General features: G+C 61.5%; 31 protein-coding genes, 1 tRNA gene and 1 pseudogene. 21 read left to right on the forward strand and 12 right to left on the reverse strand.

Annotated elements, in window-relative coordinates; translation table 11 throughout:
- Window positions 1-716: site-specific integrase (locus D6858_RS03400; RefSeq protein WP_133305220.1), on the forward strand; the 716-nt coding region annotated here is incomplete at its 5' end.
- A 17-nt stretch (window positions 717-733) separates the two neighbouring features.
- On the opposite strand, the gene D6858_RS15725 is transcribed toward D6858_RS03400, so the two are convergent.
- Window positions 734-822 (reverse strand) — tRNA-Ser (locus tag D6858_RS15725).
- Window positions 823-1,273: 451 nt separating this feature from the next.
- Here D6858_RS15725 and D6858_RS03405 point away from each other — a divergent pair.
- The 6 genes from D6858_RS03405 (at window position 1,274) to D6858_RS03430 (ending at window position 6,604) form a co-directional block, all read left to right on the forward strand.
- A complete protein-coding gene (locus D6858_RS03405) occupies window positions 1,274-2,275 on the forward strand; it encodes a nucleoid-associated protein (RefSeq protein ID WP_120107202.1) in 1,002 nt (333 codons plus the stop codon).
- The gene (locus D6858_RS03410; protein WP_120107204.1) at window positions 2,268-3,455 is read left to right on the forward strand and encodes a hypothetical protein; all 1,188 of its coding nucleotides are present in this window, start codon (window positions 2,268-2,270) and stop codon (window positions 3,453-3,455) included. Before D6858_RS03405 ends, D6858_RS03410 begins: the two co-directional genes overlap by 8 nt.
- Window positions 3,456-3,603: 148 nt before the next feature.
- Entirely contained in the window at window positions 3,604-4,833 is a 1,230-nt protein-coding gene (locus D6858_RS03415) for an AAA family ATPase (protein ID WP_120107206.1), read from the forward strand.
- Window positions 4,808-5,482, forward strand: a complete 675-nt coding sequence (locus D6858_RS03420; protein WP_133305233.1) for an HNH endonuclease — start codon at window positions 4,808-4,810, stop codon at window positions 5,480-5,482. Before D6858_RS03415 ends, D6858_RS03420 begins: the two co-directional genes overlap by 26 nt.
- Window positions 5,483-5,663: 181 nt before the next feature.
- Window positions 5,664-6,020 (forward strand): ParD-like family protein, encoded by a 357-nt coding sequence (locus D6858_RS03425; protein ID WP_120107210.1) that lies wholly within the window; start codon window positions 5,664-5,666, stop codon window positions 6,018-6,020.
- Entirely contained in the window at window positions 6,017-6,604 is a 588-nt protein-coding gene (locus D6858_RS03430; RefSeq protein WP_120107212.1) for an ATPase, read from the forward strand. Before D6858_RS03425 ends, D6858_RS03430 begins: the two co-directional genes overlap by 4 nt.
- Window positions 6,605-6,660: 56 nt before the next feature.
- Here D6858_RS03430 and D6858_RS03435 read toward each other — a convergent pair whose 3' ends face one another.
- From D6858_RS03435 to D6858_RS03450, 4 genes are read right to left on the reverse strand one after another with little or no spacing between them, the layout of a single operon-like run.
- A complete protein-coding gene (locus D6858_RS03435) occupies window positions 6,661-7,194 on the reverse strand; it encodes a nucleoside deaminase (RefSeq protein WP_240623669.1) in 534 nt (177 codons plus the stop codon).
- Complete coding sequence (locus D6858_RS03440; RefSeq protein WP_120107216.1) at window positions 7,191-7,919, reverse strand: YggS family pyridoxal phosphate-dependent enzyme; 729 nt, start codon at window positions 7,917-7,919, stop codon at window positions 7,191-7,193. Before D6858_RS03440 ends, D6858_RS03435 begins: the two co-directional genes overlap by 4 nt.
- 11 nt (window positions 7,920-7,930) lie before the next feature.
- Window positions 7,931-9,259: a serine hydroxymethyltransferase gene (gene glyA / locus D6858_RS03445; RefSeq protein ID WP_120107218.1), complete on the reverse strand. Its 1,329-nt coding sequence runs from the start codon at window positions 9,257-9,259 to the stop codon at window positions 7,931-7,933.
- The gene (locus D6858_RS03450) at window positions 9,256-9,957 is read right to left on the reverse strand and encodes a glutamine amidotransferase (protein WP_120107220.1); all 702 of its coding nucleotides are present in this window, start codon (window positions 9,955-9,957) and stop codon (window positions 9,256-9,258) included. Before D6858_RS03450 ends, glyA begins: the two co-directional genes overlap by 4 nt.
- Before the next feature lie 76 nt (window positions 9,958-10,033).
- Here D6858_RS03450 and pdxR point away from each other — a divergent pair, with 76 nt between their 5' ends.
- Entirely contained in the window at window positions 10,034-11,500 is a 1,467-nt protein-coding gene (pdxR, locus tag D6858_RS03455) for a MocR-like pyridoxine biosynthesis transcription factor PdxR (RefSeq protein ID WP_240623670.1), read from the forward strand.
- Here the strand turns inward: pdxR and D6858_RS03460 are convergent.
- The 4 genes and pseudogenes from D6858_RS03460 to D6858_RS03480 form a co-directional block, all read right to left on the reverse strand.
- Window positions 11,472-11,900: a carboxymuconolactone decarboxylase family protein gene (locus D6858_RS03460; protein ID WP_240623671.1), complete on the reverse strand. Its 429-nt coding sequence runs from the start codon at window positions 11,898-11,900 to the stop codon at window positions 11,472-11,474. The genes pdxR and D6858_RS03460 overlap by 29 nt on opposite strands.
- Before the next feature lie 126 nt (window positions 11,901-12,026).
- Window positions 12,027-12,566, reverse strand: coding sequence for an AAA family ATPase (locus D6858_RS03465; RefSeq protein ID WP_120107256.1), 540 nt, complete (start codon window positions 12,564-12,566; stop codon window positions 12,027-12,029).
- 8 nt (window positions 12,567-12,574) lie between these two features.
- Window positions 12,575-13,297 (reverse strand): annotated as a pseudogene (locus D6858_RS16050) (2OG-Fe dioxygenase family protein).
- Window positions 13,294-13,800, reverse strand: a complete 507-nt coding sequence (locus D6858_RS03480) for a cupin domain-containing protein (protein WP_120107226.1) — start codon at window positions 13,798-13,800, stop codon at window positions 13,294-13,296. The pseudogene D6858_RS16050 and the gene D6858_RS03480 overlap by 4 nt, the downstream one beginning before the upstream one ends.
- A 73-nt stretch (window positions 13,801-13,873) precedes the next feature.
- Here D6858_RS03480 and D6858_RS03485 point away from each other — a divergent pair, with 73 nt between their 5' ends.
- From D6858_RS03485 to D6858_RS03505, 5 genes are read left to right on the forward strand one after another with little or no spacing between them, the layout of a single operon-like run.
- The gene (locus D6858_RS03485) at window positions 13,874-14,521 is read left to right on the forward strand and encodes a 2-hydroxychromene-2-carboxylate isomerase (RefSeq protein WP_120107228.1); all 648 of its coding nucleotides are present in this window, start codon (window positions 13,874-13,876) and stop codon (window positions 14,519-14,521) included.
- Entirely contained in the window at window positions 14,518-14,958 is a 441-nt protein-coding gene (locus D6858_RS03490; protein ID WP_120107230.1) for a PaaI family thioesterase, read from the forward strand. Before D6858_RS03485 ends, D6858_RS03490 begins: the two co-directional genes overlap by 4 nt.
- On the forward strand, window positions 14,955-15,506 hold the full coding sequence (locus D6858_RS03495) for an RBBP9/YdeN family alpha/beta hydrolase (RefSeq protein WP_120107232.1): 552 nt from the start codon (window positions 14,955-14,957) through the stop codon (window positions 15,504-15,506). The genes D6858_RS03490 and D6858_RS03495 overlap by 4 nt, the downstream gene beginning before the upstream one ends.
- Complete coding sequence (locus D6858_RS03500; RefSeq protein WP_120107234.1) at window positions 15,503-16,150, forward strand: LysE family translocator; 648 nt, start codon at window positions 15,503-15,505, stop codon at window positions 16,148-16,150. Before D6858_RS03495 ends, D6858_RS03500 begins: the two co-directional genes overlap by 4 nt.
- Window positions 16,151-16,174: 24 nt before the next feature.
- Window positions 16,175-16,792, forward strand: coding sequence for a DJ-1/PfpI family protein (locus tag D6858_RS03505; protein WP_120107236.1), 618 nt, complete (start codon window positions 16,175-16,177; stop codon window positions 16,790-16,792).
- A gap of 9 nt (window positions 16,793-16,801) precedes the next feature.
- On the opposite strand, the gene D6858_RS03510 is transcribed toward D6858_RS03505, so the two are convergent.
- Genes D6858_RS03510 through D6858_RS03520 form a run of 3 tightly spaced genes read right to left on the reverse strand, consistent with a single transcriptional unit; the run spans window position 16,802 to window position 18,144 of the window.
- On the reverse strand, window positions 16,802-17,131 hold the full coding sequence (locus tag D6858_RS03510; protein WP_240623672.1) for a cupin domain-containing protein: 330 nt from the start codon (window positions 17,129-17,131) through the stop codon (window positions 16,802-16,804).
- 24 nt (window positions 17,132-17,155) lie between these two features.
- On the reverse strand, window positions 17,156-17,539 hold the full coding sequence (locus D6858_RS03515) for a nuclear transport factor 2 family protein (protein WP_205664866.1): 384 nt from the start codon (window positions 17,537-17,539) through the stop codon (window positions 17,156-17,158).
- 11 nt (window positions 17,540-17,550) lie between these two features.
- Window positions 17,551-18,144 (reverse strand): LysE family translocator, encoded by a 594-nt coding sequence (locus D6858_RS03520; protein ID WP_120107238.1) that lies wholly within the window; start codon window positions 18,142-18,144, stop codon window positions 17,551-17,553.
- Window positions 18,145-18,231: 87 nt separating this feature from the next.
- Here D6858_RS03520 and D6858_RS03525 point away from each other — a divergent pair, with 87 nt between their 5' ends.
- From D6858_RS03525 to D6858_RS03560, 8 genes are all read left to right on the forward strand, one after another.
- Window positions 18,232-19,620, forward strand: a complete 1,389-nt coding sequence (locus D6858_RS03525) for an aminotransferase-like domain-containing protein (RefSeq protein ID WP_120107264.1) — start codon at window positions 18,232-18,234, stop codon at window positions 19,618-19,620.
- A gap of 21 nt (window positions 19,621-19,641) precedes the next feature.
- Window positions 19,642-20,601, forward strand: coding sequence for a DMT family transporter (locus D6858_RS03530; RefSeq protein WP_120107240.1), 960 nt, complete (start codon window positions 19,642-19,644; stop codon window positions 20,599-20,601).
- Between the two features lie 11 nt (window positions 20,602-20,612).
- The gene (locus tag D6858_RS03535; protein ID WP_120107242.1) at window positions 20,613-21,263 is read left to right on the forward strand and encodes an AraC family transcriptional regulator; all 651 of its coding nucleotides are present in this window, start codon (window positions 20,613-20,615) and stop codon (window positions 21,261-21,263) included.
- Window positions 21,264-21,311: 48 nt separating this feature from the next.
- Window positions 21,312-22,073 (forward strand): sulfite exporter TauE/SafE family protein, encoded by a 762-nt coding sequence (locus tag D6858_RS03540; protein WP_120107244.1) that lies wholly within the window; start codon window positions 21,312-21,314, stop codon window positions 22,071-22,073.
- Between the two features lie 230 nt (window positions 22,074-22,303).
- Window positions 22,304-23,125, forward strand: coding sequence for a DUF2285 domain-containing protein (locus D6858_RS03545; RefSeq protein WP_120107246.1), 822 nt, complete (start codon window positions 22,304-22,306; stop codon window positions 23,123-23,125).
- Between the two features lie 12 nt (window positions 23,126-23,137).
- Entirely contained in the window at window positions 23,138-23,386 is a 249-nt protein-coding gene (locus D6858_RS03550) for a DUF736 family protein (RefSeq protein WP_120107248.1), read from the forward strand.
- A gap of 2 nt (window positions 23,387-23,388) precedes the next feature.
- Complete coding sequence (locus D6858_RS16305) at window positions 23,389-23,706, forward strand: helix-turn-helix domain-containing protein (RefSeq protein ID WP_120107250.1); 318 nt, start codon at window positions 23,389-23,391, stop codon at window positions 23,704-23,706.
- Window positions 23,610-24,737: a tyrosine-type recombinase/integrase gene (locus tag D6858_RS03560; protein WP_133305234.1), complete on the forward strand. Its 1,128-nt coding sequence runs from the start codon at window positions 23,610-23,612 to the stop codon at window positions 24,735-24,737. The genes D6858_RS16305 and D6858_RS03560 overlap by 97 nt, the downstream gene beginning before the upstream one ends.
- Window positions 24,738-24,799: the final 62 nt, after the last annotated feature.

Genomic DNA, 24,799 nt, shown 5'->3' on the forward strand with positions numbered 1-24,799 from the left:
AATGGATCGCGCATGTGCCGGCGTTCAAGACCTATGCGCGCAGTGGCCGGGTCAGGGTGCGGTTTCTCACCCACGATCAGGCCGCCGAGCTCATGGGTCGGCTTCCTGAACACCAGCGCGAGGTGGTGCTGTTCGCATTGTCGACCGGCCTGCGTCAGGGCAACATACTCCATCTGCGATGGGATCAGGTCGATATGACCCGGCGCATCGTCACGATCGGATATGGCGAGACCAAGAACGGGGAGGCGCTCGGCGTGCCCCTGAACGAGGCGGCTCTTGGCGTATTACGGCGGCAGAAGGGCAAGCATCCGGTTCATGTGTTCACATTTCGGGGCAAGCGCCTTGCCAATGCGAATACGCGGACCTGGCGTGCGGCATTGAAGGCCTGCGGGATCGAGGATTTTCGCTGGCACGATCTGCGGCACACCTGGGCGACCTGGCTCCGGCAGAATGACGTGCCCACCTGGGTGCTTCAGGAACTGGGGGGATGGAAATCGGAATCGATGGTGCGGCGTTATGCGCACATGTCGGTGAAGCATCTCCAGCCTTATGCCGACCAGCTGATTGTACCGGGCACAGACCCGCTGATTAATCCGGTCACAGACACGAAAAAGTCTAACTGCCCGGAAAAGCTGGAAAGCTCAGGTCACAAAAATGGTCACAGTGAGAGCCGCCCGCGGCTCAAGCTTGTCGCCGGCCTCGACGTAAACTCTTGATTGTCAAGGAAGAAAAATGGTGGACGCACTAGGGCTCGAACCTAGGACCCGCTGATTAAGAGTCCAAAGAAAATATTACAAATCAACCACTTGACTGCATTCGTCCACATCATTTCTTAACAAGAATTCCCAGAAAATCCTATGCTTGCACAATGGGCCACAACACAAAAGTGGTCACATGTTCTTGACAATATCCGATGGGGCATGCCGCTGTTTAATGTCTGGAATGTCCGACGAACCTGAAAGGCCGGCTTTTAGCGCCAGATGCAGATAGCGGACATTCCCGCAGAGTCATCGAGGCTTCAGCCACGTGCCCTAATCTCGGTCATTTCGGTCAAGCCGACGAATGCCTGAAATTGGACATTTCAATTGGTCAATTTGACCGACCGGGTATTGTTTGTTGCTTAGCCCGCAGGCGCTAGTGCGATGTCTTTGAATGGCTTAGCGCAGTTTTAGAACTTGAAGTGCTTATGTAACGACGAACCATTTTCTGTTCCAGTCGACGGCTTGCGACGTTACACACCCTTTAGTCATGTCTGGCACGGGGGAGATACCAGTTGAACGAAATCATTGCATTGGCAATTCACGATCTGAAACGGGTCGAAAAGACATATACCGTCACCCTGGCAGCTGAAACTCTCCCGATAAGTGACACTGCGGAGCGGGTCATCACAACGATCTATGATCTCTACAATAGTCGCACATCCAAGTCCCACGGCCGATTCACCACCGCCGAGGGATCGCCCACGGAGGGGCAGGTCCGTGACTATGTGGCATCGGAAGAGAAGGACTTCATCGGTCTCACGTCCCGCATGATGGAACATCTTGCGAGGGAAGCAGCCAAAAAGGCAGCGTCGGAGGGCGGCCACGTCTTTTTCGCGCATTTCCGCCGTGAGGGAAGCGACTTCCTACTCGTCACCATCATCACCGACAAGCTGAGCGCAGCCCTGAGCGGCGGTGGTATGAAGGACGTCGAGCATCTTGATCTCGAGGGGTTCCGGTTCGCCGGCCGTATCAACCTCACTGCATGGGCGCAGAGCCAGGACCGCTACCTCAGCTTCCTCAAGGGGAAGGGCAACATATCCGACTACTTCCGCGATTTCCTTGGATGTGACTCGGCGATTCTTGAGCGGAAGGACACCTTGAATCTCGTGTCGGCGCTCAAGGATTTCACGGTCGCCACTAAGATGAAGGAGACCGAGGCGACCGCCTTCCTTGAGGATGCCCGAGGATATCTTGGTCGCGCAAACAAAGCTAAAGAGCCGGTCGACTTCGCAGCAATGGCCAACCGCCTCATGCCGAACGACCCCACGCAGCTATCCGCTTTCCTCGCACACACAGACCGGCAGCTTAACGAGGGCTTCGTTCCCAACGCGAGTGCGATCAAGCTGCTTGTCCGCCTTACTGCAAAGACCGACATGTGGACGGTCGACTTCTCGCGGGAGGCAGTTGACAAGAGCATCGTGCGTTTCGACCCGAGCAACAGGTCCCTCGTTCTTCTGGGTGTACCCGACGCGCTGATCGACCAGATGCGCGAGCAGGGAATGATCAGTGGCTAGCGTTACCTTCGCCGATCTCGTCGAGATATACCGCGCCACGCGGTTCGATGGGCCAGACGGTGGCATCCTGACCATTGCTAATGAGAACATGGTGTCGACCCTCAAGGCGATGGAGGTTGATGATGTCTACAACGACGCGCAGATCGCGATCGATGGAGATGCTGAGCCCACCGTCGGTGCAGAGGTCAGGATCAGCGTCGGTCAACCTAATGCTTCGACCATGGGCTTGCTTGTCGCCACGTTTGACGACCTGTTCCGATCCCCTCGAGCCTTTATCGCCGAACCCGAACGCTACTATGTCAAAGATCCAGGATATGCCCCCGGCGATCAACCTGTCCCAGACATCCTGTTACGATATCGGGCCGTGCTCGATGTGCTTCCCATCCTCAAGGAGAGCGCCTCTCTCTTCGACGACACCCAGCGGCAGCTCGCCTTCCTGGGTAAGGAAAAGGTCCTCCTCCCCATCCAGTTCACCGAAAGTGACCTCAGGGGCGACGTCGTCGAGAAGGCCGAGCGGCTCACTAAGCTCTTCACCGAGGAACTCCATATCGATGAAAAGCGGACTATCCTCCAGACCACTCTCATCGAAATGGTGGGCAGCCTCCGCGCTGAAACTCGCTTCGGCTTCCTCATTCGCAATCTTGAGCGTCTCGCCGATGAGGTCGAGAAGGGCTATCGCCTGTTCATCTCTAGCTTCTCATACTCCAAGATACGGAATGACGTGGAGACGGCGCGCCTCGATTTCGTGGGGAAAATCCACAAGACCATCGTCGACATTCAGGGACAGCTGCTAGGCATTCCCGTCGCGACCATTGTCGTCGTCTCGCAGTTGAAGAAGCCTGTAGGCTGCGACGTCACCTTCTGGACTAATCTCGGGGTTCTTGTTGGAGCATGGGTCTTCGTCGGCATGCTTGCAATCGCCGGTCTGAACCAGTGGAAGACGCTCGAGGTCATCTCTAACGAGATCGAGCGACAGAAGGCCCGGCTCAACGATGACTTCGCATCCGTTGCTAACCAGTTTAGCGACGTGTTCGAGGACCTCGATAAGCGCGTCCGGTGGCATGAAGGCGCCTTGATAGTGATCGGGATCATCCTGGGCCTCGGCGCCTTAGCAACCACAATCGCCTTCTTCATGTTGACGCCGTCGGGGTCAGCCTCTTGTTTCGCGGTCTGGCGTTAGCCTGGGTATCGCGATGAGACGATCCAAGGCTTAATATATATGCGGATCCGACCGTCGCTGTCGAACCGAATGGATAGGTATTGAAATGAACTTGTTCTGCTCCACGCAGTTAGCGCCGAATATTGGTGAATAATATTAAGGGGGGTGAATGGCGACGCTGCGAGATCTCGAGCTGTTCGATGGCCGACGTGACGATTCTATCGCGATACTAGTTGGACCGAACGGTTCCGGAAAAAGCACTTTTCTTCGCGCTCTAGCAGAGTCTTACCGCTACGAGAACGTTATTGCCGTTTCGAACACGCCGCACGACCGGTTCGCTCGGATGCGAGGTATCCGGCGCATTTCGGCCAGCCGGTCTGATCATACGCCGCCCAATCTCGTGAAGCGAGCGGTCGCTCGCTCGCTCGATGCGGACGATTCCTCGTTCCACCAGATCAGTGCGATCATGGAATATTGTGGCTATGCCTCCCGCTTCGGGTTCCGGATAGAAAAGGCCAAACATTACGGATCGTCCTTCGACGATCTGCGGTGGACGTTGGAAAGCGGCCGCGGTAATCCGACCGATGATCTGGCATGGGATGGCGCGCTGGACTACGATGAGGAACTGCGTCGCGCACTCGCCTTCCTTAAGCGCCACGATCCCAAAGAACTCGTTTGGATCGATGCTTCCCGCTCCGCGTACGAGTTTAGCCTTGCGCGCGAATTTGTTTCCGTGATTCGCTGCGAGGTAATCCTCCGACGCCTTAAGGTCATTGGCCGTCTCGAGGTCATGCTCCAGCGCGGCGATCCGCAGGGCACTGTCATCGAAATGCATTGGGCGAGTTCAGGTCAACTTGCGCTGATTTCGTCGCTTCTGTTCTTGATCACCGAGGCTGGCCGCAACCCGATCATCCTCATTGACGAGCCAGAGAACAGCCTACATCCGACCTGGCAGCGCGAGTATGTCGACAAGCTCATGGCTGCCATGGCTTACCGAGATGCCACGCTCATTGTAGCCACCCATGCGCCGCTGGTGGTTACTGGCGCGCTCAACGATGCTCCCAGCAAAGTATCAGTGTTCCGCGTACGGGACGGCCAGCCAACGCGACTCGAGATCGATGCGTCGGCCTCGCCAAACAGTATTGAGGAAATACTCTGGGAGGCTTTCGGGGTTGTCACGCCCGCCAATCACTTTGTCAGCGAGGAAATCGTTCGAGCGATCTCGCGCTTCGAGGACGACGAGATCGGCAAGGAAAAAGTCCTGGAATTGATCGGTGCACTCGAGGCGCGCAGCTTCGATGATCGGCAACAGCGCTTCTTTGAGGCCGTGCGCCATCTTGTGGATAAGGTCGAGCGGGCGAAGGCCGGTATCGATGACGGAGATAGTGGCTTTGCCTGATCCTTATGTTCCCAGCCTCGAAACCTGTGTGTTCACGGGCGAAGAAAAGGCAGTAATCGCCGTGGCGCTCACGATGGAGAAGCCGTGGGACTGGAAGCCAGGCGGAACCGAAGAAGCGACCCTCGTGGCAGCGAAGGTAAAAATTCGCGATCTTCATCGGGCGCGTCATGGTGACCGATGCTGTTACTGCCGCTTTCCGCTCCATGGTGGCGGACATTTTATCGTCGATCCCGAGCATGTCCTACCCAAGTCGCTCGATTCCTACCGTCCTCTTGCTTACACCGTTTGGAATCTCGGCATCGCGTGCAAGCGATGCAATATGCAGTACAAGCGCGCCAAGATCGATTTCGTGATCGACGCGGTCACAGCAGCGGCATTCCAAGATAGCGCCAATTATCGGCTGATCCATCCGAACTTCGATCTCTACAAGGAGCACATCTCCATCAACATGGAGATGAACGACGACGCGACCCTCATCAAGTATACGAAAAGGCCTGGAAGCGAGAAAGGTCTCTACACTTATGACTATTTCAATCTTCAGGAACGGGAGGTCGGTACCTTTGATGCGGCGCAGGGACTCGATGTTCCTGGCGACCTCGAGAAAGGCGCGTTGGAAGCGCAGGAACTTGCACGCCAGTTTGGCCAGTAAGGCGGCTGCTGGTCATACGGCCTACGCGAAGCGCTTTCTCTTTATGATTTCTGTCCGACGAGATGACGTGGTTTTTTCCAGATTTCAACGAGACAAACTTGTGCCGCGCTTAGGTTCAACTTCGCACGACGCCCTTGAAAATGAGGTAGCAAAATGCTACCTCATGGGCTGGAGGTGACCTATGGCCCAGTCTATCAAACTTGCTGACGACATCATGAAGATCGTCCGCCGCGAGTCCGAGTTGCAAAGCCGCTCGATTGCTGGCCAGATCGCGCACTGGGTGCGCATAGGCCGCGCCATCGAAAAATCGGGCAATTTCGATCATGCCCGCATCACCGCTGCGCTCGCCGGCGACATTGAGACAACCGACCTCACTGATGAGGAAAATGATGTCTGGCTCGACAGCTTTGTCGAGAAAATGGGGCAGCCTAGGGCCGATGAAGACGCTTTCTTTGCCCGGCGGCGGCAGCTTGGCCTGGGCGTTGGTCTCGATGCAGCCGGCAATCTCGTGCGTGAGAAGGCCGCGCATAAGGCATGACGCCGACGATGATCGTGCTTGCCGGGCCGAACGGTGCCGGCAAGTCGACCCTCTACCAGACCCGCGTCGCACCAAGCTTCGCAGGACCATTCATCAACGCCGACATCATCCAGCGCGACGAACTGCGTGATCCCTCTCCAGCCGCGTCTTACGAAGCAGCCAGGATCGCGTCTTCGCGCCGGGATGACTATCTTTCTCGAGGTCGCGATTTCGTGACCGAAACGGTCTTCTCGCATCCCTCTAAGCTTGAACTGATCGACGAAGCGCGAACCAAAGGTTTCACCGTCATCGTGATGCATGTCGGCGTCGATACGCCAGACCTTTCTGTCGCGCGTGTCGGTACGCGCGTTGAGGAAGGCGGACATATCGTACCAGAGGACAAGATCCGCGCCCGTTACATGCGCGGAGCGCCGTTGATCCGGGCCGCAGTCCTTAAAGCGGATCGCGGCATGGTCTTCGACAATTCGCGCCTCAATCAGCCGCCCAGCCATTGCCTGACATTCGCGAACGGGCAGCTGGTCTTCGCGTTGCCGCGCCTACCCGACTGGATCAGATCGGTTTATGAAGCAGACTTGGAGATCTGAGGCCAAGCGCGAGGGATGGCGGGCAGGCCGCCCGGTGCCAGCCAGGTAATTCGAGCCTACTCTTCATTGAGTGTCGTTTGCACAGCCGATCGCCCACCCTGCGTCCAGATGTCGAACGTCGACTGGCCTTCCTCAGCCATCATCTGGATCATGGAGATTTCACGTTCTGCAAGGGGCCGCTGAAGTTCCGCATAAAGCGTCCGATCATCGAACCCCGCGCGCGCCGCGGCGTTTCGGTCCGTTGCGAACCGGACAGCTGAGATCCGCGACCAGTAAATAGCTGACATGCACATGGGGCATGGTTCAGAGCTTGAATATAGAATGCAGCCATCGAGGAACGGCGCTTCGAGCGTCTTGCAGGCGCTTCGAATTGCAACGATTTCGGCGTGGGCGGTCGGATCGTTGTGAGCATGAACGTGATTGGAGCCTTCCCCGACGATGGCTCCTTCCTTCAATATCACCGCGCCAAAGGGCGGTCCCGAGCCCTGCGAGATTGCCTCTTGAGACAGGGCGATAGCTCTTGCCATCGCATCCTCAGGCAGAACCGGATTGACCATATTTTTCTCCGACCGGGGAATGGTTGCTGTCATTGTGCACCCGGCCAATAATGCGAGTCCGGCAAGGGGCGGGGGCCGAAGATTGCCTGTCCCACGCGCACGACCGTGGCGCCTTCCTCGATGGCGATTTCAAAGTCGCCTGACATGCCCATCGAAAGGCCGCGCCAGTTTTGGGCGGCGTCACCTTCCTGCAGTAGGCGCTGCTGAATAGCCCGCAGATCGCGAAAGCACTGGCGGATGCGGATGGTGTCCTCGGAGAAGATTGCCAGCGTCATCAGGCCGCGCACACGAAGAGCGGTGAAGACAGGCAATGCTTTAGCAAAGGCCATCACCTCTTCGGGTGGCAATCCGAACTTGCTTTCCTCGCGTGAGGTGTTGACCTGCACGAACACGTCGAGGCTTTGCCCTGCCGCCTGAAGCCGCCGGTCGAGCGCTTCGGCAAGGCGCAGGCTGTCGAGCGCCTGAAACTCGCTGGCGAAGCGGGTGAGATATTTGACCTTGTTGGTCTGCAAATGGCCGATCACGCTCCACCGCACGGGCAGGTCGGCCAAGGCTTCCGCCTTGCCGCGCGCTTCCTGCACCTTGTTCTCGCCAAAGCAATCGAGCCCTGCAGCGTAGGCTTCGCGCACGCGGTCCGGCGGCAGCGTCTTGGTAACCGGCAAGAGCCGCACGGAAGCGGGATCGCGGCCTGCGCGCAGGCAGGCGGCTTCGATCCGGGCATGAACGCGCGCGAGATTAGAGGCGATGTCCCCGCTCATCTTCGCCCCTCCTATGGTTCCAGTGGGAAAGCGGCGGTGAGATCACGGACCTGTTGCCGCGCCTTGTCGATCACCGCGCTGTCCGGCGTGCGACCATTGCGGGCGGCATCGAGCAGGGTGAGGATCATCAGCCCGATCAGCTTATATTCCGCCTCCCCGAGCCCCCGCGTGGTGCCTGCTGGCGAGCCCAGTCGGATGCCCGAAGGGGCGGACGGGGGCTGCGTGTCGAACGGGATCGTGTTCTTGTTGATGGTCAGCCCGGCGCTTTCGAGCAGGTCGGCGGCGCTTTGCCCGTCGATGCCGAACGGGCGCAGGTCGACGAGCTGCAAATGGCAGTCCGTGCCGCCGGTGACGAGGCGTAGCCCACCATCGGCCAACACATCGCCCAATGTGCGGGCGTTGTCGCGGACCCGCCGCGCATAATCTTCGAACGCAGCATTTCCGGCTTCGCCGAAGGCGACGGCCTTGGCAGCGATGACCTGCATCAGCGGGCCGCCCTGCGTGCCGGGGAACACCGCCTTGTCGATCTTCCTGCCCAGTTCCAAATCGTTGCTGAGGATCACGCCGCCGCGAGGGCCGCGCAGTGTTTTGTGCGTGGTCGAGGTGACGACATGGGCGTGCGGCACCGGGTTGGGATAGAGCCCGGCAACAATGAGGCCGGCATAATGGGCGACGTCGGCCATCAGCCAGGCCCCCACGTCATCGGCAATGGCGCGGATTGCGGCGAAATCGATCCGGCGCGGATAGGCTGATCCGCCCGCGATAATGAGACGAGGGCGGGTTTCGCGCGCGACGCGGGCGAGATCGTCAAGGTCGATTCGCTCATCGTCTTGCCGGACCTTGTAGCTGGCCGCGTTGAACCAGCGGCCCGAGATCGTCACCTTGGCGCCGTGTGTCAGGTGCCCGCCGCAGGCAAGATCGAGGCCCAGGATCGTATCGCCCGGCTTCAGGAGCGCGAACGACACGGCGAGGTTGGCGCTCGCCCCGCTATGCGGTTGTACATTGGCCCAGTTGGCCCCGAACAACTGCCGCAGCCGATCGATCGCGAGTTGCTCCACCGCGTCGGACGGTCCGCAGCCGCCATAATAGCGCCGCCCCGGATAGCCCTCGGCATATTTGTTGGTGAAGATCGAACCTTGCGCCATCCGCACCGCGCGGCTGGCGAAGTTTTCGCTGGCGATCAGTTCGATACAGTCTTGCTGGCGCTGCCGTTCGTCTTCGACAATGGCAAACAGGTCCGGGTCCGCGATGGCGATGTCGTCCGGCACCACTTCGCCGCCCAACCGGGAGGCGATGCCGGACGACGGCGCAAGGAGAAGGGCAGGGGATTGGGGGGTCATGGCCGCAACTCCTTTAGCCATTGGGAGAACATCAGGCGGCCCGCATCGCGCAGCGGCGCTCCGTAGCGCGCCGCATCTGTACGCAGGACGCTGGGATCGAGGCCTGCTGTCGCCAGTTCGCAGGCATGGCCGATCAGCCAGCGTTCGATCCGCGCGCAATCCGCTTCCGGGTGGAATTGGAGGCCGAGGATGTTGGGACCGAGAGCAAAAGCCTGATTGGCACAGGCCGGAGTTTCGGCCAGATTCTCGGCTCCTCTCGGAATGGCGAAGCTGTCGCCATGCCAGTGTAGCACTGGCGCATTGGCGAGAGGGGCGAGGGGGCTTTGCCATCCGGCCTCTGTCAAATTGAGTGGCGCGAAGCCGATTTCTTTCTCATCGCCGGGGGCGACGCCCGCGCCGAGCGCCGCCGCCATGAGCTGCGCGCCCAGGCATATGCCAAGCGTGGGCCGGTTCGCTGCCAGCCTGTCCTTCAGCAACTCGATTTCGTCGATGAGGAAGGGGTAGCTGCCCGTGTCGTACACCCCGACCGGGCCGCCCAGCACGATGACAAGATCGGTTTTCACTGGCTCCAGCGTCCAGAGCTCGTCGACGCCGATATCGTAGTAGTGCAGCTTGTACCCCGCCGCAGCGAGAGGATGCTCGAAGGTGCCCAGATCCTCGAACGGTACATGCCGGATGGCGACTGCGGTTTTTAGCATTGCTGCCCTCCTGGAAAGTCGGGCTGGCCATAGGTGTAAACTGGCCTATTAAGATGATCCAGTTTTGAAATATTGCTTGGGCCGGATCGTGCGCAACCTGACTATCGAACTTGATCCTCGTTCTCCACGGCCTCCTTATCTCAAGGTTGCCGACGCCGTGATCGCTGCGATTGAGGCAGGGCGATTGAAACCTGGTTCGCGCCTGCCAGGGACGCGGGCACTGGCGAAGGTGCTTGGCTTAAACCGCAACACGGTGGATGCAGGCTATCAAGAGGCTGTGGCGCAAGGGTGGCTGGTGGCGGAGCCTTCGCGAGGCACCTTCGTCGCGCGCAATCTGCCTGACATGGGTGTGGGCTCGCCTGCGGTTGTCGAAGCGAACCCGCAGCTCAACGGTAGCCGGACTGAAGAGAGCGCAAAATCACTCTTGTCCTTCAGCGATGGCGCGGCTGATCCCCGACTGCTTCCGACCGCGGCGATGGCGCGGGCTTTCCGGCGCGGGCTCATCCGTAAGAAGGCACCGTCCTCGCTCGGCTATGATGATCCACGCGGGACCACCGCGCTGCGCCATGCGTTGAGGGAGCATCTTGCTGCGGAACGCGGCCTCTCTTTCGCGTCGCATGACCTGATGGTGACGCGGGGCAGTCAGATGGCTCTGTTTCTTGCCGCCCAAGCCATTGCCATTCCTGGCATGGCGGTTGCCGTTGAGAATCCTGGCTACCCGCTCGCTGTCACCGCGTTCAGGGCTGCCGGCGTGCGGGTCGTTCCGATCGAGGTGGACGAGGGGGGCATGTCCATCGACGGGCTCGAAGGGGCGCTGGCGCGTGATCTGTCGATACGGGCCGTTTATGTCACGCCGCATCATCAGTATCCCACCACCGTCACCATGGGCGCCTCACGGCGCCTCCGCTTGATAGACCTCGCTCGCACCGCACGGCTGACTATCCTCGAAGACGATTATGACCATGACTATCGGTTCGAAGGAGCGCCGGTCCTGCCAATCGCGGCTCGGGCCCCGGGCGAAACCGTCTACATCGGATCGCTGTCCAAGCTGCTCGCTCCTGGAATCCGGCTGGGCTATGTCGTCGCTCCGCCCGATCTGGTGTCGCGCATGGCCGTGATCCGGGAAGCAATCGATCGGCAGGGCGACGGTCCGCTGGAGGAAGCCGTGGCCTTGATGATCGAAGATAGCGAACTCGCCCGTCACGCCCGTAAGGCGCGCCGCATTTATCACGCGCGCAGGGATTATCTGGCGGCCAGGCTGCGCAGTGCTCTACCAGGCGCACTGGCCTTCGACATTCCGCGCGGCGGCCTGGCGTTATGGGCACGGATCGTTGACGGCACCGACCCCGAGCGCTGGAGCAAAGTGGCAAGCGAACTCGGGTTATCTCTGACGCCCGCAGCACAGCATAGCATCGATGGACTTGGACCTGCGGCCTTCCGCCTCGGATATGCCGGACTGGACGAGCTGGAGATCGACCGCGCGGCCGAGCTTCTGGAGCGCGCCCACGCCGCAGCTAGGTCGGGTGAACAATTCGCGAACTGACTGCGATGCGGTTGAAGATATTGATCGTTCCTATGGCGATCGTCAGTTTAGCGATCTCGCTTTCGGTGAATTCGGACCGCACGTGCTCATAGGCCGCATCGGGAATGCCCGTTTCAGCGACAAGCGTGACGCTTTCGGTCCATGCGAGCACTGCCCTGTCGCGCGCGTCGAAAAACGGCGATTCGCGCCATACGGCAACCAGATGCAGCGTCTGGGCGTCCATCCCGTCGGCCAGCGCCTCCTTGACGTGAAGATCGACGCAAAAGGCACATCCGTTAATCTGTGACGCTCGCAACCTGATGAGATGCAATAGGCGATTATCCAGCCCGGATTTCGAGACCGCCGAATCCAGCGCGCGGACGGCCCGATACAGCTTGGGGGCAAGGGTGGCGATATTCATTCTGGAAGACATCGGATTCTCCGGGCAAAGATATTGAAAAGGCATTTTCGAGTGTTCGTTCGGTTGGAACCGTGTCGGAACCCGCCGCCGCTGCGAATGATCGCGGGACGGTCTGCCACATGTGGATCAGTGCTCAGCGATCCATCTACGGACGAACGCCGACCGCTGTTCCGGCGCGCCAAGCGGGAGCGGTACGAGATGATAGCCCAATCCCCGATAGACGCGCGCCATCACGTCATGGGTCGCCACCGCCTCGTCCCAGTCCTGCTTACGCTCGGCGTCGTTGGCGTAGATCTCGGCCCAGGGCGGGGCGATGAAGACATGTCGGTTGTACCGGTTGCTCTCCGCCGCGCGTGTGAGGTCGCCGGGTATGCTCAGCCCGCACAATATGCGGTAGCCGATGATGTCGGGAATGCCTCGGTCGAAGAACAAGACGCCCTCTTTCGTCCGTGCCTCCTCATAGGAGTTTAGGTCATGCGTAAGCATCCGCTCGGCAAAGGCGTCGCGGTCATCCCATGGTAGAGCGGTTCCGCCGGCGGCCAATTCCTCACGGATCACCGCTCGTCCGGCCTCGCGCATATGCGGCAAGCCTTGTTCGGCCAACACCGCAAGGAGCGTGCTTTTGCCTGATCCCGGTCCGCCGGTCACGACGAAGAAGCGATCCATCCTGCCCCTCAACTTTCCCGCGACTGCGCGAAGGTGAGAACCAGCGTGTCGCGCCATGCGGGGGCGCCCGGTATCGCGCATTCGATGGGCGTTGTGCCGTGGCGGACGGTAAGGTCATCCAGCAGCAGCGCTTCGCCGGGACGGGTTAGCCGATGTTCGAGGATGCAAGCGCCGGAAGCATCCTCGACGCGGCTTTCACCGCCGGCCTAATCGCTGCCGCCGACGAGCAGGATCAACACCCAGTCGCGCCCGTCATGATGCATGCCCTCCGGCGTGGGGAGGCCGGGCTGTCCCGATAGCGCTTCGATGCGAAATTGATGCGCTTCGACTATCCAAGAGTTCGGACCCCGCACGCTCGCATCCGCGATCAGGGCGGCAGTGCTCAACACCAGCGCCTGAAACAGCCGCGCTCCCCTTTGACCTTCGGCCATCGGCGCGAACCAGCGTTCGACGCCGCCATTCAATGGATTGTGATCGCGCTCCTGGTAATGCGGGCGATGCGGCAGGCGCGTGCATTTCCCCCCGACGACCTCAAGGGCCGCATAGCGTCTGCGGCGATAGGTGCCGCCGTCGGCCATCCATGTGTCGCGCGGCAGATCATCCCAACTCCGCGCAAATGCTGCCCATTCCGGGTTGCCGGGATCAACCAGCTTGCCCGGTGGCAGGAGCAGGGCGGGCGGCGCTGCGATGCACTCGCCAGAGGCGGTGGCGGCGGCAAGCTGCCCGGTCATGTCTCATCGTCCCAGTAGCCGACCGCATCGGCATAGCGTCCGACATGGTCCACCGACCGGCTCGCCTTGTCGCCGCCGGGCGCGGCGCCTGCAATGACCGCGAACTTGCCGCTGTCGGGATAGTCGATCACGTCGGGCTCGTTCATAGTGCTGATCGCGAGATAGCGCAGGTCGGTGTCGCCAGTGTTGATGATCTGGTGCGCACTTGCCGCGCCGCTGGCCGGGCACAGCGCGACATCGCCCGCCCGTAACGCATGATCGCCATCGGAATAGCGCAGGCGACCGCTGCCGGAGAGGATAACGAACAGTTCCTCATTTGCGTGATGGCCGTGGAACGGCCACGCCCGTTTGCCCGGCGGCACCACGACCAGCTTTCCGCCCAGCATGTGCGCACCCAGCGGCGAAGCGAAGGAGGCCATACGCGCTTCGTAGAGTTCGCCGTGCGCCTGTGTTTGTAGGTCGAGGGTATCGAGATGAAGAATGGGGGGTGTGCTAACGGCCATGATTGAACCAATACAATGTTTGATTTGATCGACTCATGATTTGATACAATGATGAGGCCCAAGGAGCAACCAGATGAGAACGAAGACCCCGGCCGATTTCTATTTCGATCCCGTCTCGCCCTTCGCCTTCCTGATGTGGAAGCGCCTGCGTGAAGACGATCTCGGACTGGAGATACGTCCGGTCCCGGTGCTGCTGGGGGCGCTGCTGAACCACTGGGGTCTGATCGGCCCGGCGGAAGTGCCGCCCAAGCGGGTGCAGACCTATCGTATGTGCCAATGGCTTGCTGACAGGAACGGTATCGCGCTCCGCTTTCCCGATACGCATCCGTTTCGTTCGGTCGAGGCCCTGCGCTTGCTGATAGCGCTCGATGCGCGCACGGATGCCGTCGATGCCGTGTTCGGGGCGGTGTTTGCGCAAGGCCGGGATCTGACCGATGGTGCCGAATTGGAGAGGCTCGGCGGCGAACTTGGTCTTTCCGATGTGCAGGACAGGATCGCAAGCGCGGATGTAAAGCACGGGCTCCGCGCCAACACCGAGGCGGCGATCGCGCGCGGCGTGTTTGGCGTGCCCACTCTCGCGATCGGGGAGGACCTGTTCTGGGGCTTCGATACGCTGGACATGGTGCGCGATTACCTGGCCGATCCCAGGTTGTTCCAGACGGCAGAGATGCAACGCCTCGGCACTCTCGATTATGGCGTACCCCGGAGGGCAGGATCATGAGCGGGGCCAATGACCCGCTTCTGCTCGAACGCGTTCGCGAGAGCTTCTCGCGCCAGAGCTTCATGGGGCTGATCGGGGCCGAGGTGATCCACGCCAGCCATGGCAAGGTGGTTCTCGATCTGCCGTTCCGGGCTGATCTTTGCCAGCAGAACGGCTTCCTCCATGGCGGCGTGGTCGGTGCGATTGCCGACGTGGCGGGCGGCTATGCGGCCTATTCGGTCTTCGGGGATGGCGAGGATGTCCTGACGGTCGAATACAAGCTCAATCTTATCCGCCCGGCGGCGGGAGAACGCCTGCGCGCCGCGGGTGAAGTGCTGCGCGCCGGCCGGGCGCTGACGGTCTGCGATCTCAAGGTCCATGCGATGCGCGAGGGAGAGGAGGTGCTGTGTGCGTCCGGCCAGCAGACACTCATGCGCATGGAAGTGGGCAGCGCATGACACTCCCAATCCTTTTGCTTCCCGGCATAGGCGGTTCGGGACCGGGCCATTGGCAAAGCCATTGGGAGCGGACCGATCCCGACATGACCCGCTTCGCACCGTCCGATTGGGACCGACCGGAACTTGCCGACTGGTGCGAGGCGCTGGATCGAGCGGTTGGGACGCTGGACCGCCCGCCTATTCTGGTCGCGCATAGCCTGGCCTGCCTGCTGGTGGCGCATTGGGCCGCCGCGCGCGGAACTCCGGTAGCTGGCGCGATGCTGGTCGCCGTGCCCGACCCTGCCGGACCAGCGTTTCCGGATGAAGCGCGGTCTTTCGCGCAAGTGCCGGAGCAGCCCCTGCGGTTTCCCAGCCTGATTGTCGTCAGCGCGAACGATCCTTACGGGACGGTCGATTACAGCGAACGGCGCGCCCGGCAATGGGGCTCGCGGCTGATTGCGTTGGGTCCGCTCGGCCATATCAACGCCGGCAGCAATCTGGGCGATTGGCCGGAGGGCCGGGATATCCTCACTTCCTTCCGCGCTGAAATCGAAGGGAAGGGGACATGACCATCTGGACCGCGCTTGCTGGCTTCACGCTGGCCGCCGGGCTTCTCGTCATCACTCCCGGGCTCGATATGGCACTGGTCCTGCGCACGCTCGCCGTCGAGGGGCCGCGTCAGGCTCTCGCGGCGGCGGCAGGCGTGGTTGCGGGCGTTCTTGCCTGGGGGCTGGTAGTGGCGCTGGGGCTTGGCGCGCTGCTCGCGCTGTCAGGCACGCTCTACACGGTCCTGCAATATGCAGGCGCCGCCTATTTGCTGTGGCTGGGTCTGGGCATGGTTCGTGCGGCACTCAAATCGCTGGCGCACTCCGATGCAGTAGGTCCGGCATTGCCGTCCGCTCCATCGCGATCGGGCAACTGGTTCATGAAGGGCCTGTTCACCAATTTGCTCAATCCCAAGATGGGGGTTTTCTATGTGAGTTTCCTGCCGCAGTTCATTCCGGCGGGAGCGTCGGTAATGGGCTTCAGCCTTTTGCTGGCGGCGCTTCACGCCACGCTCGGCATGGCCTGGTTTGCGCTCCTGATCCTTGGCAGCCGTCCGCTGCGGCAATGGTTCGCGCAAGGGGCTGTGGCGCGCTGGCTCGATGGCCTGACCGGCGGCGTGCTCATCGCGCTGGGCCTGCGCATCGCCTTCCATCCGGCGCACCGATAGCGCCATTTCCATATTGAGAGAGACATGCAGATAGCCGTTCTGACTTTCGACGGGTTCAACGAACTGGATTCGTTCATCGCGTCGACGATCCTCAATCGCCTCAGGCCGCTGGGCTGGAATGCCTGGATCACGTCGCCTGCGGACGAAGTGACGTCGATGAACGGTGTCACGATCCGCCGTCAGCGTCCCCTCGAATTTGCGGAAGAAGCAGACGCCGTCCTGATCGGCAGCGGTATCCGCACGCGCGACGTGGCTCGCGATGACGCGCTGCTGGCGCGGCTTAGGCTCGACCCCGAGCGCCAGCTGATCGGTGCGCAGTGCTCGGGAACGCTGCTGTTGGCGAAGCTCGGCCTAATTGGCGATCTGCCTGCCTGCACCGACCTGACGACAAAGCCATGGGTCATCGAGGCTGGCGTGAATGTGATCGACGCGCCTTTCGTTGCGCATGGCAATGTCGCGACAGCGGGCGGCTGCCTGGCCTCGCATTATCTCGCGGCCTGGATGATCGCGCGCGGTGGTTCGGTGGAACAGGCGCGCGAAGCGATCCACTATGTCGCACCGGTCGGCGAAAAGGAGATGTATGTCGAACGGGCGATGGCCGTCATTGCGCCGTTTTTGGTCGAGGCGGCTGCACCCGCCTGACCCGTCGCCTCAATCGCTTCCGGCTCGCTCGATCACCAGAATGCGTGCTTCGCCAAGGGGGCGGGCGACGTGTTCATCGCCCGGTTCGGCGTGAAAGATGTCCCCTGTTTCAAGATGGAGAACCTGTTCGCCGCCAGCGGTCCGGACATGCATGTCGACACGCCCGTCGAGGACAGCGAAGACTTCCGGGCCATCGTTGATGTGCCAGCGGTAGGGCTGGTCGGTCCAGTGCAGCCGCACCGTCGCGTCGTCGATCCTCTCGATCGACAGCGCGTCCCAGGCTGATCTGCCGGTGAAGTCGCGGGCGCGGATAACCTGCATTTCCATCCTCTTGCTCACCGCTGTTGTGACGAAGATTTGGGATCAGTTACCAGGCGACATATCCTGCGCGCTGTAGAAGCTCTCGCCTTCAACCTGCCGGTCGTGCACGAAGCGCATCGTTTCGAGCGCCCGCCTGGCCTTGCCGTTGCGCCGGGCCACATAGTGGACGCCGAGCACTTGGCGCTCAGTATCGCAGACGGCAGCGATCAGGGTAAAGTGCAGTTCGGACGAAGCCTCCAGCGCCTTTGACCAATAGGCGCGCAAACTGGCCTTGCCTTCGATGATGGGAGATCCCGTCAGTTCCGCGGCCAATGGGCTGATGAAGCGCGCGTCCTCGGCAAAATGCGCAAGAATGGCGTCGAGATCGCGCGCGTTCCAGTTGGCGATCCAGTTCGCCGCGAACATCTCCATGTCTTCCCGGTTCATTGCGTTGTCCTTCAAATCAGAAACAGCAGGGCAGTGAGCGCGGTCAGAACCGCCATCACGCGCACGAAGACGATCATGCCCTTGCGGCTTTCCAGCAATTCGCGGGCCCCTGCGCCCATCGCCGCCCAGGTTGCGATGGAAGGCAGGCCGATCAGCACGAAGGCCGCGACGATGACGCCGAGTTGCAGGGCGAGCGGCCGGCCGGGCACGGTAAAGCTGGCGATGGCGGGCATGGTGATCGCCCAGGCCTTGGGATTGACGAACTGGAAGGCGGCTGCCTGACAGAAAGTCAGCGGATGCGCGCCCTCGCGCCGTTCGACGCCTTCCGAACGCCACAGCTTCACCGCCAGCCATCCGAGATAGACAGCACCGAAGATCCGCACCGCCCAGCGCAGCACCGGCCATGCCTCGAACAGCGCGCCCAGACCCAGCCCGCTGAGCACCAGCATGAGGGCGCAGCCAAAATTGATCCCGAAGATGTGCGGAATGGTCCGCCGGAATCCGAAAACCAATCCCGACGAGGCGAGCATGATGTTGTTGGGGCCCGGCGTCGCCGTGCAGACGAAACTGTACAGCGCAAGCGGGGCAAGCAGACTCGTATCCATGATGTTCTCCTGCGAAGCTGGATGATCATCATTGAACTATGAGTCAAATGTGATATTGAACCGGTTCAATATAGATCGGGAATGGCAATGAAGGACTGGCAGCCGGATATCTCAAAGGGCAGCGCGCCGGTGTACGAGCGTCTCGTGACCGCGCTGGAAGGCGATGTGCGCGACGGCCGCCTGGCGCCGGGCGACCGGCTGCCTCCGCAGCGCGATCTGGCTCACCGCCTGTCCTTGAGTGTCGGCACGGTCAGCCGGGCCTATGTCGAGGCGGAGCGGCGGGGGTTCATTTCCAGCCATGTAGGCCGAGGTTCGTTCGTCGCCGACCGGGCGAGGCCACATGCCGTGCCACATGACACCGGCCCGCTCGATATGGCGCATAATGTGCCGCCGCTCGATCCTGCCGAGCGCTGGATCGGGGAGGGACTGTCCCGCGTGCGCCAGCGCGCGGATCTTGGCACAGCGGTGAACTATGCGCCGCCCGAAGGCCTGGCCTCGATCCGCGAGGCCGGGGCATCCTGGCTCAAGCGCCGTCATGGCGTGACGCGCGCGACGGCGGATCGGGTTATTCAGTGCAACGGCGGGCAGCATGGCCTTGCACTTGCCTTCGCGGCGCTGGCGCGGCCCGGCGATACGATCCTATGCGAAGCCGCGACTTATCCCGGCATCCGGACACTGGCCGACCACGCAGGCTACCGCCTGCGGGGCGTTGCCATGGATGCGCGCGGCATCGATCCCGAAGCGCTAGCGCGCTGTGCCCGCGGAACTGGCGCCAGGGTGCTGGTCATAATCCCGACCCTGCAGAACCCGACCACGATCACCCTTGATGCCGCGCGCCGCGCTGAAATCATCGAGGTCGCCCGTGCCCATGATCTGATGATCGTCGAGGACGATGCCTATCGCGTCTTCGCCGATGCCGGGGCGGCGGACTGTTTTTCCGATCTCGCGCCCGAACGAACGTTGATGGTCGCAGGCATTTCCAAGGCGGTCGCGCCCGGCCTGCGGCTCGGCTTCCTGTTGCCGCCTGATAATGAAGATATTCGCGATCGACTGCTCCTGGGCATCCGGGCCTTTGGCTACAGCCCACCCTCGCTGGGTGGTCTTGTCTTCAGCCAGTGGGAACAGGACGGAACGGCCGACAGGATCGCCGACGATGTGATCGTGGAAAGCGAGGCGAGGACGCAGCTGGCGTCGTCGATCCTCGGCGAGGCGATGGCAGTGCCGGGGGCGGGGCGCAGCCTACATGTCTGGATGCCGATGCCCATGCTCGAGGCCGAACGGCTGAGCGCCCGCGCCTTGCGCGCCTCCATCGCGCTGACGCCGCCCGACGGGCCGATTGTCGATGCCGTGGCGCCCTCTGGGGTTCGCCTGTGCCTTGGCGGACTGCGCTCGCGCGATGCTCTCGAACGGGCGCTAAACGACATTGCTGGCATGCTGAGGACTGCCGGGGGCAGCGCCGCACGCGGCCTGGTCTGAGATGCGGGGCCAGCCATGCACATGAATCGATCCCCGGCGGGTGGTAGGGATCTCTGGTCTTACGCCACGCTCTGCATCGTGATCCTGTTCTGGTCGGGCAATTTCATTGTCGGGCGCGCGGTGAACGGTGTCATTCCGCCATTCACCTTGGCGCTGGTCAGGTGGACTGGTGCGCTTGCGATCCTTCTGCCTTTTGCCTGGCGGCATTTGCGCGCCGATCGGCAACGGCTCCTGTCGCACTGGAAGGCGGTCTTGCTGCTTGGCCTGACGGGTGTGGCGGCCTTCAATGCCTTCATCTATTCGGGCCTGCAATTCACCACCGCCAGCAACGGGCTTTTGCTTCAGGCGGCGATCCCGGCGCTCGTCCTCCTGTTCAATCGCCTCTTTTTCGGCGACCGGGCGTCGGTTTTGCAGATCGTCGGCGTGACCCTCTCCATGCTGGGCGTGGCGGTCATCGTACTGCGCGGCGACCTTGCGGCGCTAGCGCGGCTGACTCTCAATTTCGGAGATTTTCTCGTGCTGTGCGGGGTCGTCTGCTGGGCGCTTTACACCGCATTGATGCGCCTTCGTCCCGATTGCCATCCCGCCAGTTTCCTGACGGCGACATTTGTTATCGGCGCGGCAGCGATGGCGCCGTTCGCCGCGATGGAAATGGCTGGCGGTGCCAGCATCCCGCTGCGTGCCGATGTGCTGGGGGCGTTTGCCTACGTTGCTCTCTTCCCGTCCTTGGTCGCCTATGTGCTTTACAACGCGGCTGTGAAAAATCTCGGAGAGGCACCCGCAGGCCAGATGATTACACTGATGCCTTTGTTCGGCGCCGGTCTCGCCGCCCTGCTATTGGGCGAGGCTCTTTTCCGGTTTCACATCATCGGAATGGTGCTGATCCTCGGTGGGATCGTGCTGGGCGCGGTGGGCGTGCAGCGCCAACTGCGGTGGATTGATGATTTTGGCTCGCCTGTGTCGCGCGGCCGAACCAACTGAGTACGCATGTAATGTGGAATTACCGGCGGGTCGGAGCGATAGAACTGGCGTCGTGCGCAGGAAATGCTCTGCCGGATTTGCGCCTCCATTTTCACGAGACTGCCCAGCTCTGTCTGGTTCAGAGCGGGAAGCGCCGGGCGGAAACCCGCTACGGGATCGTTGAAGTGACCGCAGGCGAATGGCTCTACCTTCCCGCCGGTCTGCCGCATCGCTTTACCGATAGCGCAAGCGCCGAAGGGCGCTGCCTGAATGTCTATGCGCACCTTGACCTTGGCGCCTATCCCCGTTGCCTTCCCATCGAGAGGCTTCCGCCATTGATGCAATCACTGGCCTTGTCAGGATCCTCGCTGGCCGGATCAGAGCGGTCTGGCAGGCAAGGCACCGGGCCCGAAAATGGTACACTCCCAATACAGGCGCTGGCACGCGCGGCGGGGGTTTCGCGCGAGCATTTCAGCCGGACCTTTGTGCAGCAGCATGGTCTCCCTCCGCATCGCTATCGCATCATGTGCCGCCTCAACGCTGCGCGCCAGGCGATCGCTCGGGGACATTCGCTGGCAGATGTCGCCGCCCGGTTCGACTTTGCAGATCAGAGCCACCTTGGTCGCCTGTTCCGCCAGACTTTCGGGACGACGCCGGGAGCCTACCGCAAAGGCTGCTGCTGATCACAAACATTCCAGACTTGCTCGCGTCCTTGGTTCAGGCTCGCGGGCATGCTCGACTGGACAACAGCAATACTGATCCTTGCAGGCGTGGTCGGCGGGATCGTCAACGCCGTGGCCGGCGGCGCGACCCTGATCACCTTTCCGGCTCTGCTGGCTACAGGACTACCTCCCGTAGCGGCCAATATCGCCAATGCCATTGCCGTGTCTCCGGGGCATCTGCTGGCGGTGCTTGCGGATCGACGGAGTCTGCCGGTCCTTGACCGTCACCTTTACCTGCTACTCCTGCTTTCTGCCGCCGGAGGCCTGGCTGGCGCGGGTCTTTTGCTCATTATTCCTGACCGCCTTTTCACCCTGCCGATCCCTGCACTTATCGCGGGCGCAACGTTGCTTTTCGCGCTGGCGCCGCGCATTGCGAGGACGGCGGACAGAAGCGCAGGCACGGGCAATGGCGCAAAGCGGCGGGAAGCAGGGCTGCTGGCGTTGACGGCAATCTATGGCGGGTTCTTTGGCGCAGGCCTTGGCATCATCCTGACAGCGATCCTCAGTCTGTCCGAACCGCATGACATTCGCCGCATCAAGGCTGTCAAGAATCTCCTCGCGAGCGTCGTCGCAGTTGCAGCCAATCTGTTCTTTCTGCTGCGCGGGACCGTGCACTGGCCGTTGGCGTTCCCCATGCTTCTCGGCGCCATCGCCGGGGGATACGCAGGTGGTCATCTGGTCCGCGTCCTGCCTGCTAATGTCGTGGGGGGCGTCGTTTTGGCCGCGGGCGCGGTGATGACTGTCGTCTACGCATTTAAATATTGGATCTGAAGCGAGGTGTTCGAGACGTTCAATTCGGACGTATTTATCGCCAAAGGTGTTTTCATCGGTCTTTCGCGGCATTTGTCCCGTTTATCGGTGAGACAATAGCCTCCCGTTTCTGTGATGACTCCCAAGCATCCAGGGATGACTTTGCAAAAGAGCGACTTGGGGCAAGTGCCCGCGATCGGGGCACTCGCCGGACCGACCATCCTGAACCAAGGTCGGTAGGGAGAGGATCCATGAACGGAAACATTCCGTCGGGCGCGAATGCGTCCGAATGGCGCGACCGTGCGCGCTACGATCGCCTGACAGGTTTCGATCAGGCCACATGGGCATGGGAATGTCTGCGCCGTGCCATCGGCAAGGATTGCCAGCTGTTTCGCGAGACCGGTGGGCTGCTGCTGCGCGCCGAGCCACCCATTTGTCTGCTAAATGGAGAGCTGTGCGACTGGACCGACACGGAACCCTTACCTCTGGCCATCTTCAAGGATTGTGCGGATTTTGCCGGCCATGTCTTCTGGCGTGCCGCGCATCACCCGCCAGTCCTGATCGTGCGCGCCCACCCTTCAGATGCAAACAAGGCGGGGAGCGCGCCGTTCGACCTTGTTCGCCTGCCTAACCCGGTGGTGGTCCTTCAGGTGCCGGGCCGGGGCGAATATGTGCTGATCGCCGAAGGCACGCGCTGTATCCGTATGAAGATCTGCAGCGGAACGGTCCTTTCCGGGCCGGTGTCGCTGGAGTTTCTCGTTGCCGGCGACCACGCCTTCGAGATCCGCATATTGTCGCTGCGCCGTCTCGCGGCGTTCCATCGCCTTGGCCGCTTCCCGCGCAGCCTGTTCCCGCCCGAGCGGCGCGCGCGGCGCTGGGCGCGCGCGCTCCAGGCCTGGGATGGACGTAAGGCCGGGGCCAGCCACCGGGAGATCGCATCGGTTCTCTATGGCCACAAAGTCGTTCGGCACGACTGGTACGGTCCTTCCGACTACCAGCGAACCCATGTCCGACGCTTGCTGCAAACCGCAGATGGTCTGATCCGGGGCGGATGGCGCAAGCTTTTGTGGTGATGGGAAGGGGAGATCAACGCCCTCTCCATCCAGCGTGCGATCCGACTTGTGCCCAACGACAATAGGGTCAGCGACAACGCCCCGGCGTTCCGGGTCATGCTGGGCTGGCAGCATATCGGGGACGCCTGGGAGCGGATGTCGCGCACCGAGCCTCCCCGTGAATATTGGCGGGTGCGGATCGACGATCCCTTCTGTCCGCTCAGCGCCATGCTGTTCCCCGACGCCGAAGGCATGACCGCGCAATTGGTGCTGCAGGTCTGACCATGGGCGAGGGAGCCGAGCGCGTTCTGACCATCCGGGAAGCGGCGGCGCTGCTCAAGGTGCACCCCAATACCATCCGCAATCTGCTGGCCGAGGGGCGCATTCCGGCGGCCCGCGTCGGGCGCCAGTGGCGCTTTCTGGAAGGCGAACTTGTCGCCGGGATTCGCTCGGGCTACTCTGCGCCTGCACGAATGCAGTCAGGTGCCCAACGAAAGGAGGCATTATGGCACTCTGGAAACGTGCAGGAAAATACTACGTCAAGCTCACAGCACCTGACGGAACGCTCATTAGACGCTCTACTGGAACGACCGACAGGCTGAAGGCGCTCGAATTTCACGACAAGCTGAAGGCCGAGCTGTGGGATCTTGCCAGGCTGAAGCAGAAGCCGAAACGGACCTGGGACGAGGCGGCTTTGCGATGGCTGAAGGAGAAGGCACACAAGAAGTCCTGCCGGGACGATGTGAGCCGGATCCGGTGGTTCACCAGGCATCTGCGTGGCAAGACATTGGATCAGGTGAGCAGGGACATGATCGACCGGCTCATATCGCGCCATTTCGCCCGCAAGAGCGATCGCACCAAGGATCTCTATTTCGCGCTTATCCGCGCGATCTTCCGGAAGGCGATGCGGGAATGGGAATGGATCGCGCATGTGCCGGCGTTCAAGACCTATGCGCGCAGTGGCCGGGTCAGGGTGCGGTTTCTCACCCACGATCAGGCCGCCGAGCTCATGGGTCGGCTTCCTGAACACCAGCGCGAGGTGGTGCTGTTCGCATTGTCGACCGGCCTGCGTCAGGGCAACATACTCCATCTGCGATGGGATCAGGTCGATATGACCCGGCGCATCGTCACGATCGGATATGGCGAGACCAAGAACGGGGAGGCGCTCGGCGTGCCCCTGAACGAGGCGGCTCTTGGCGTATTACGGCGGCAGAAGGGCAAGCATCCGGTTCATGTGTTCACATTTCGGGGCAAGCGCCTTGCCAATGCGAATACGCGGACCTGGCGTGCGGCATTGAAGGCCTGCGGGATCGAGGATTTTCGCTGGCACGATCTGCGGCACACCTGGGCGACCTGGCTCCGGCAGAATGACGTGCCCACCTGGGTGCTTCAGGAACTGGGGGGATGGAAATCGGAATCGATGGTGCGGCGTTATGCGCACATGTCGGTGAAGCATCTCCAGCCTTATGCCGACCAGCTGATTGTACCGGGCACAGACCCGCTGATTAATCCGGTCACAGACACGAAAAAGTCTAACTGCCCGGAAAAGCTGGAAAGCTCAGGTCACAAAAATGGTCACAGTGAGAGCCGCCCGCGGCTCAAGCTTGTCGCCGGCCTCGACGTAAACTCTTGATTGTCAAGGAAGAAAAATGGTGGACGCACTAGGGCTCGAACCTAGGACCCGCTGATTAAGAG

Source organism: Tsuneonella suprasediminis, assembly GCF_003605755.1.
Taxonomy (GTDB): domain Bacteria; phylum Pseudomonadota; class Alphaproteobacteria; order Sphingomonadales; family Sphingomonadaceae; genus Tsuneonella; species Tsuneonella suprasediminis.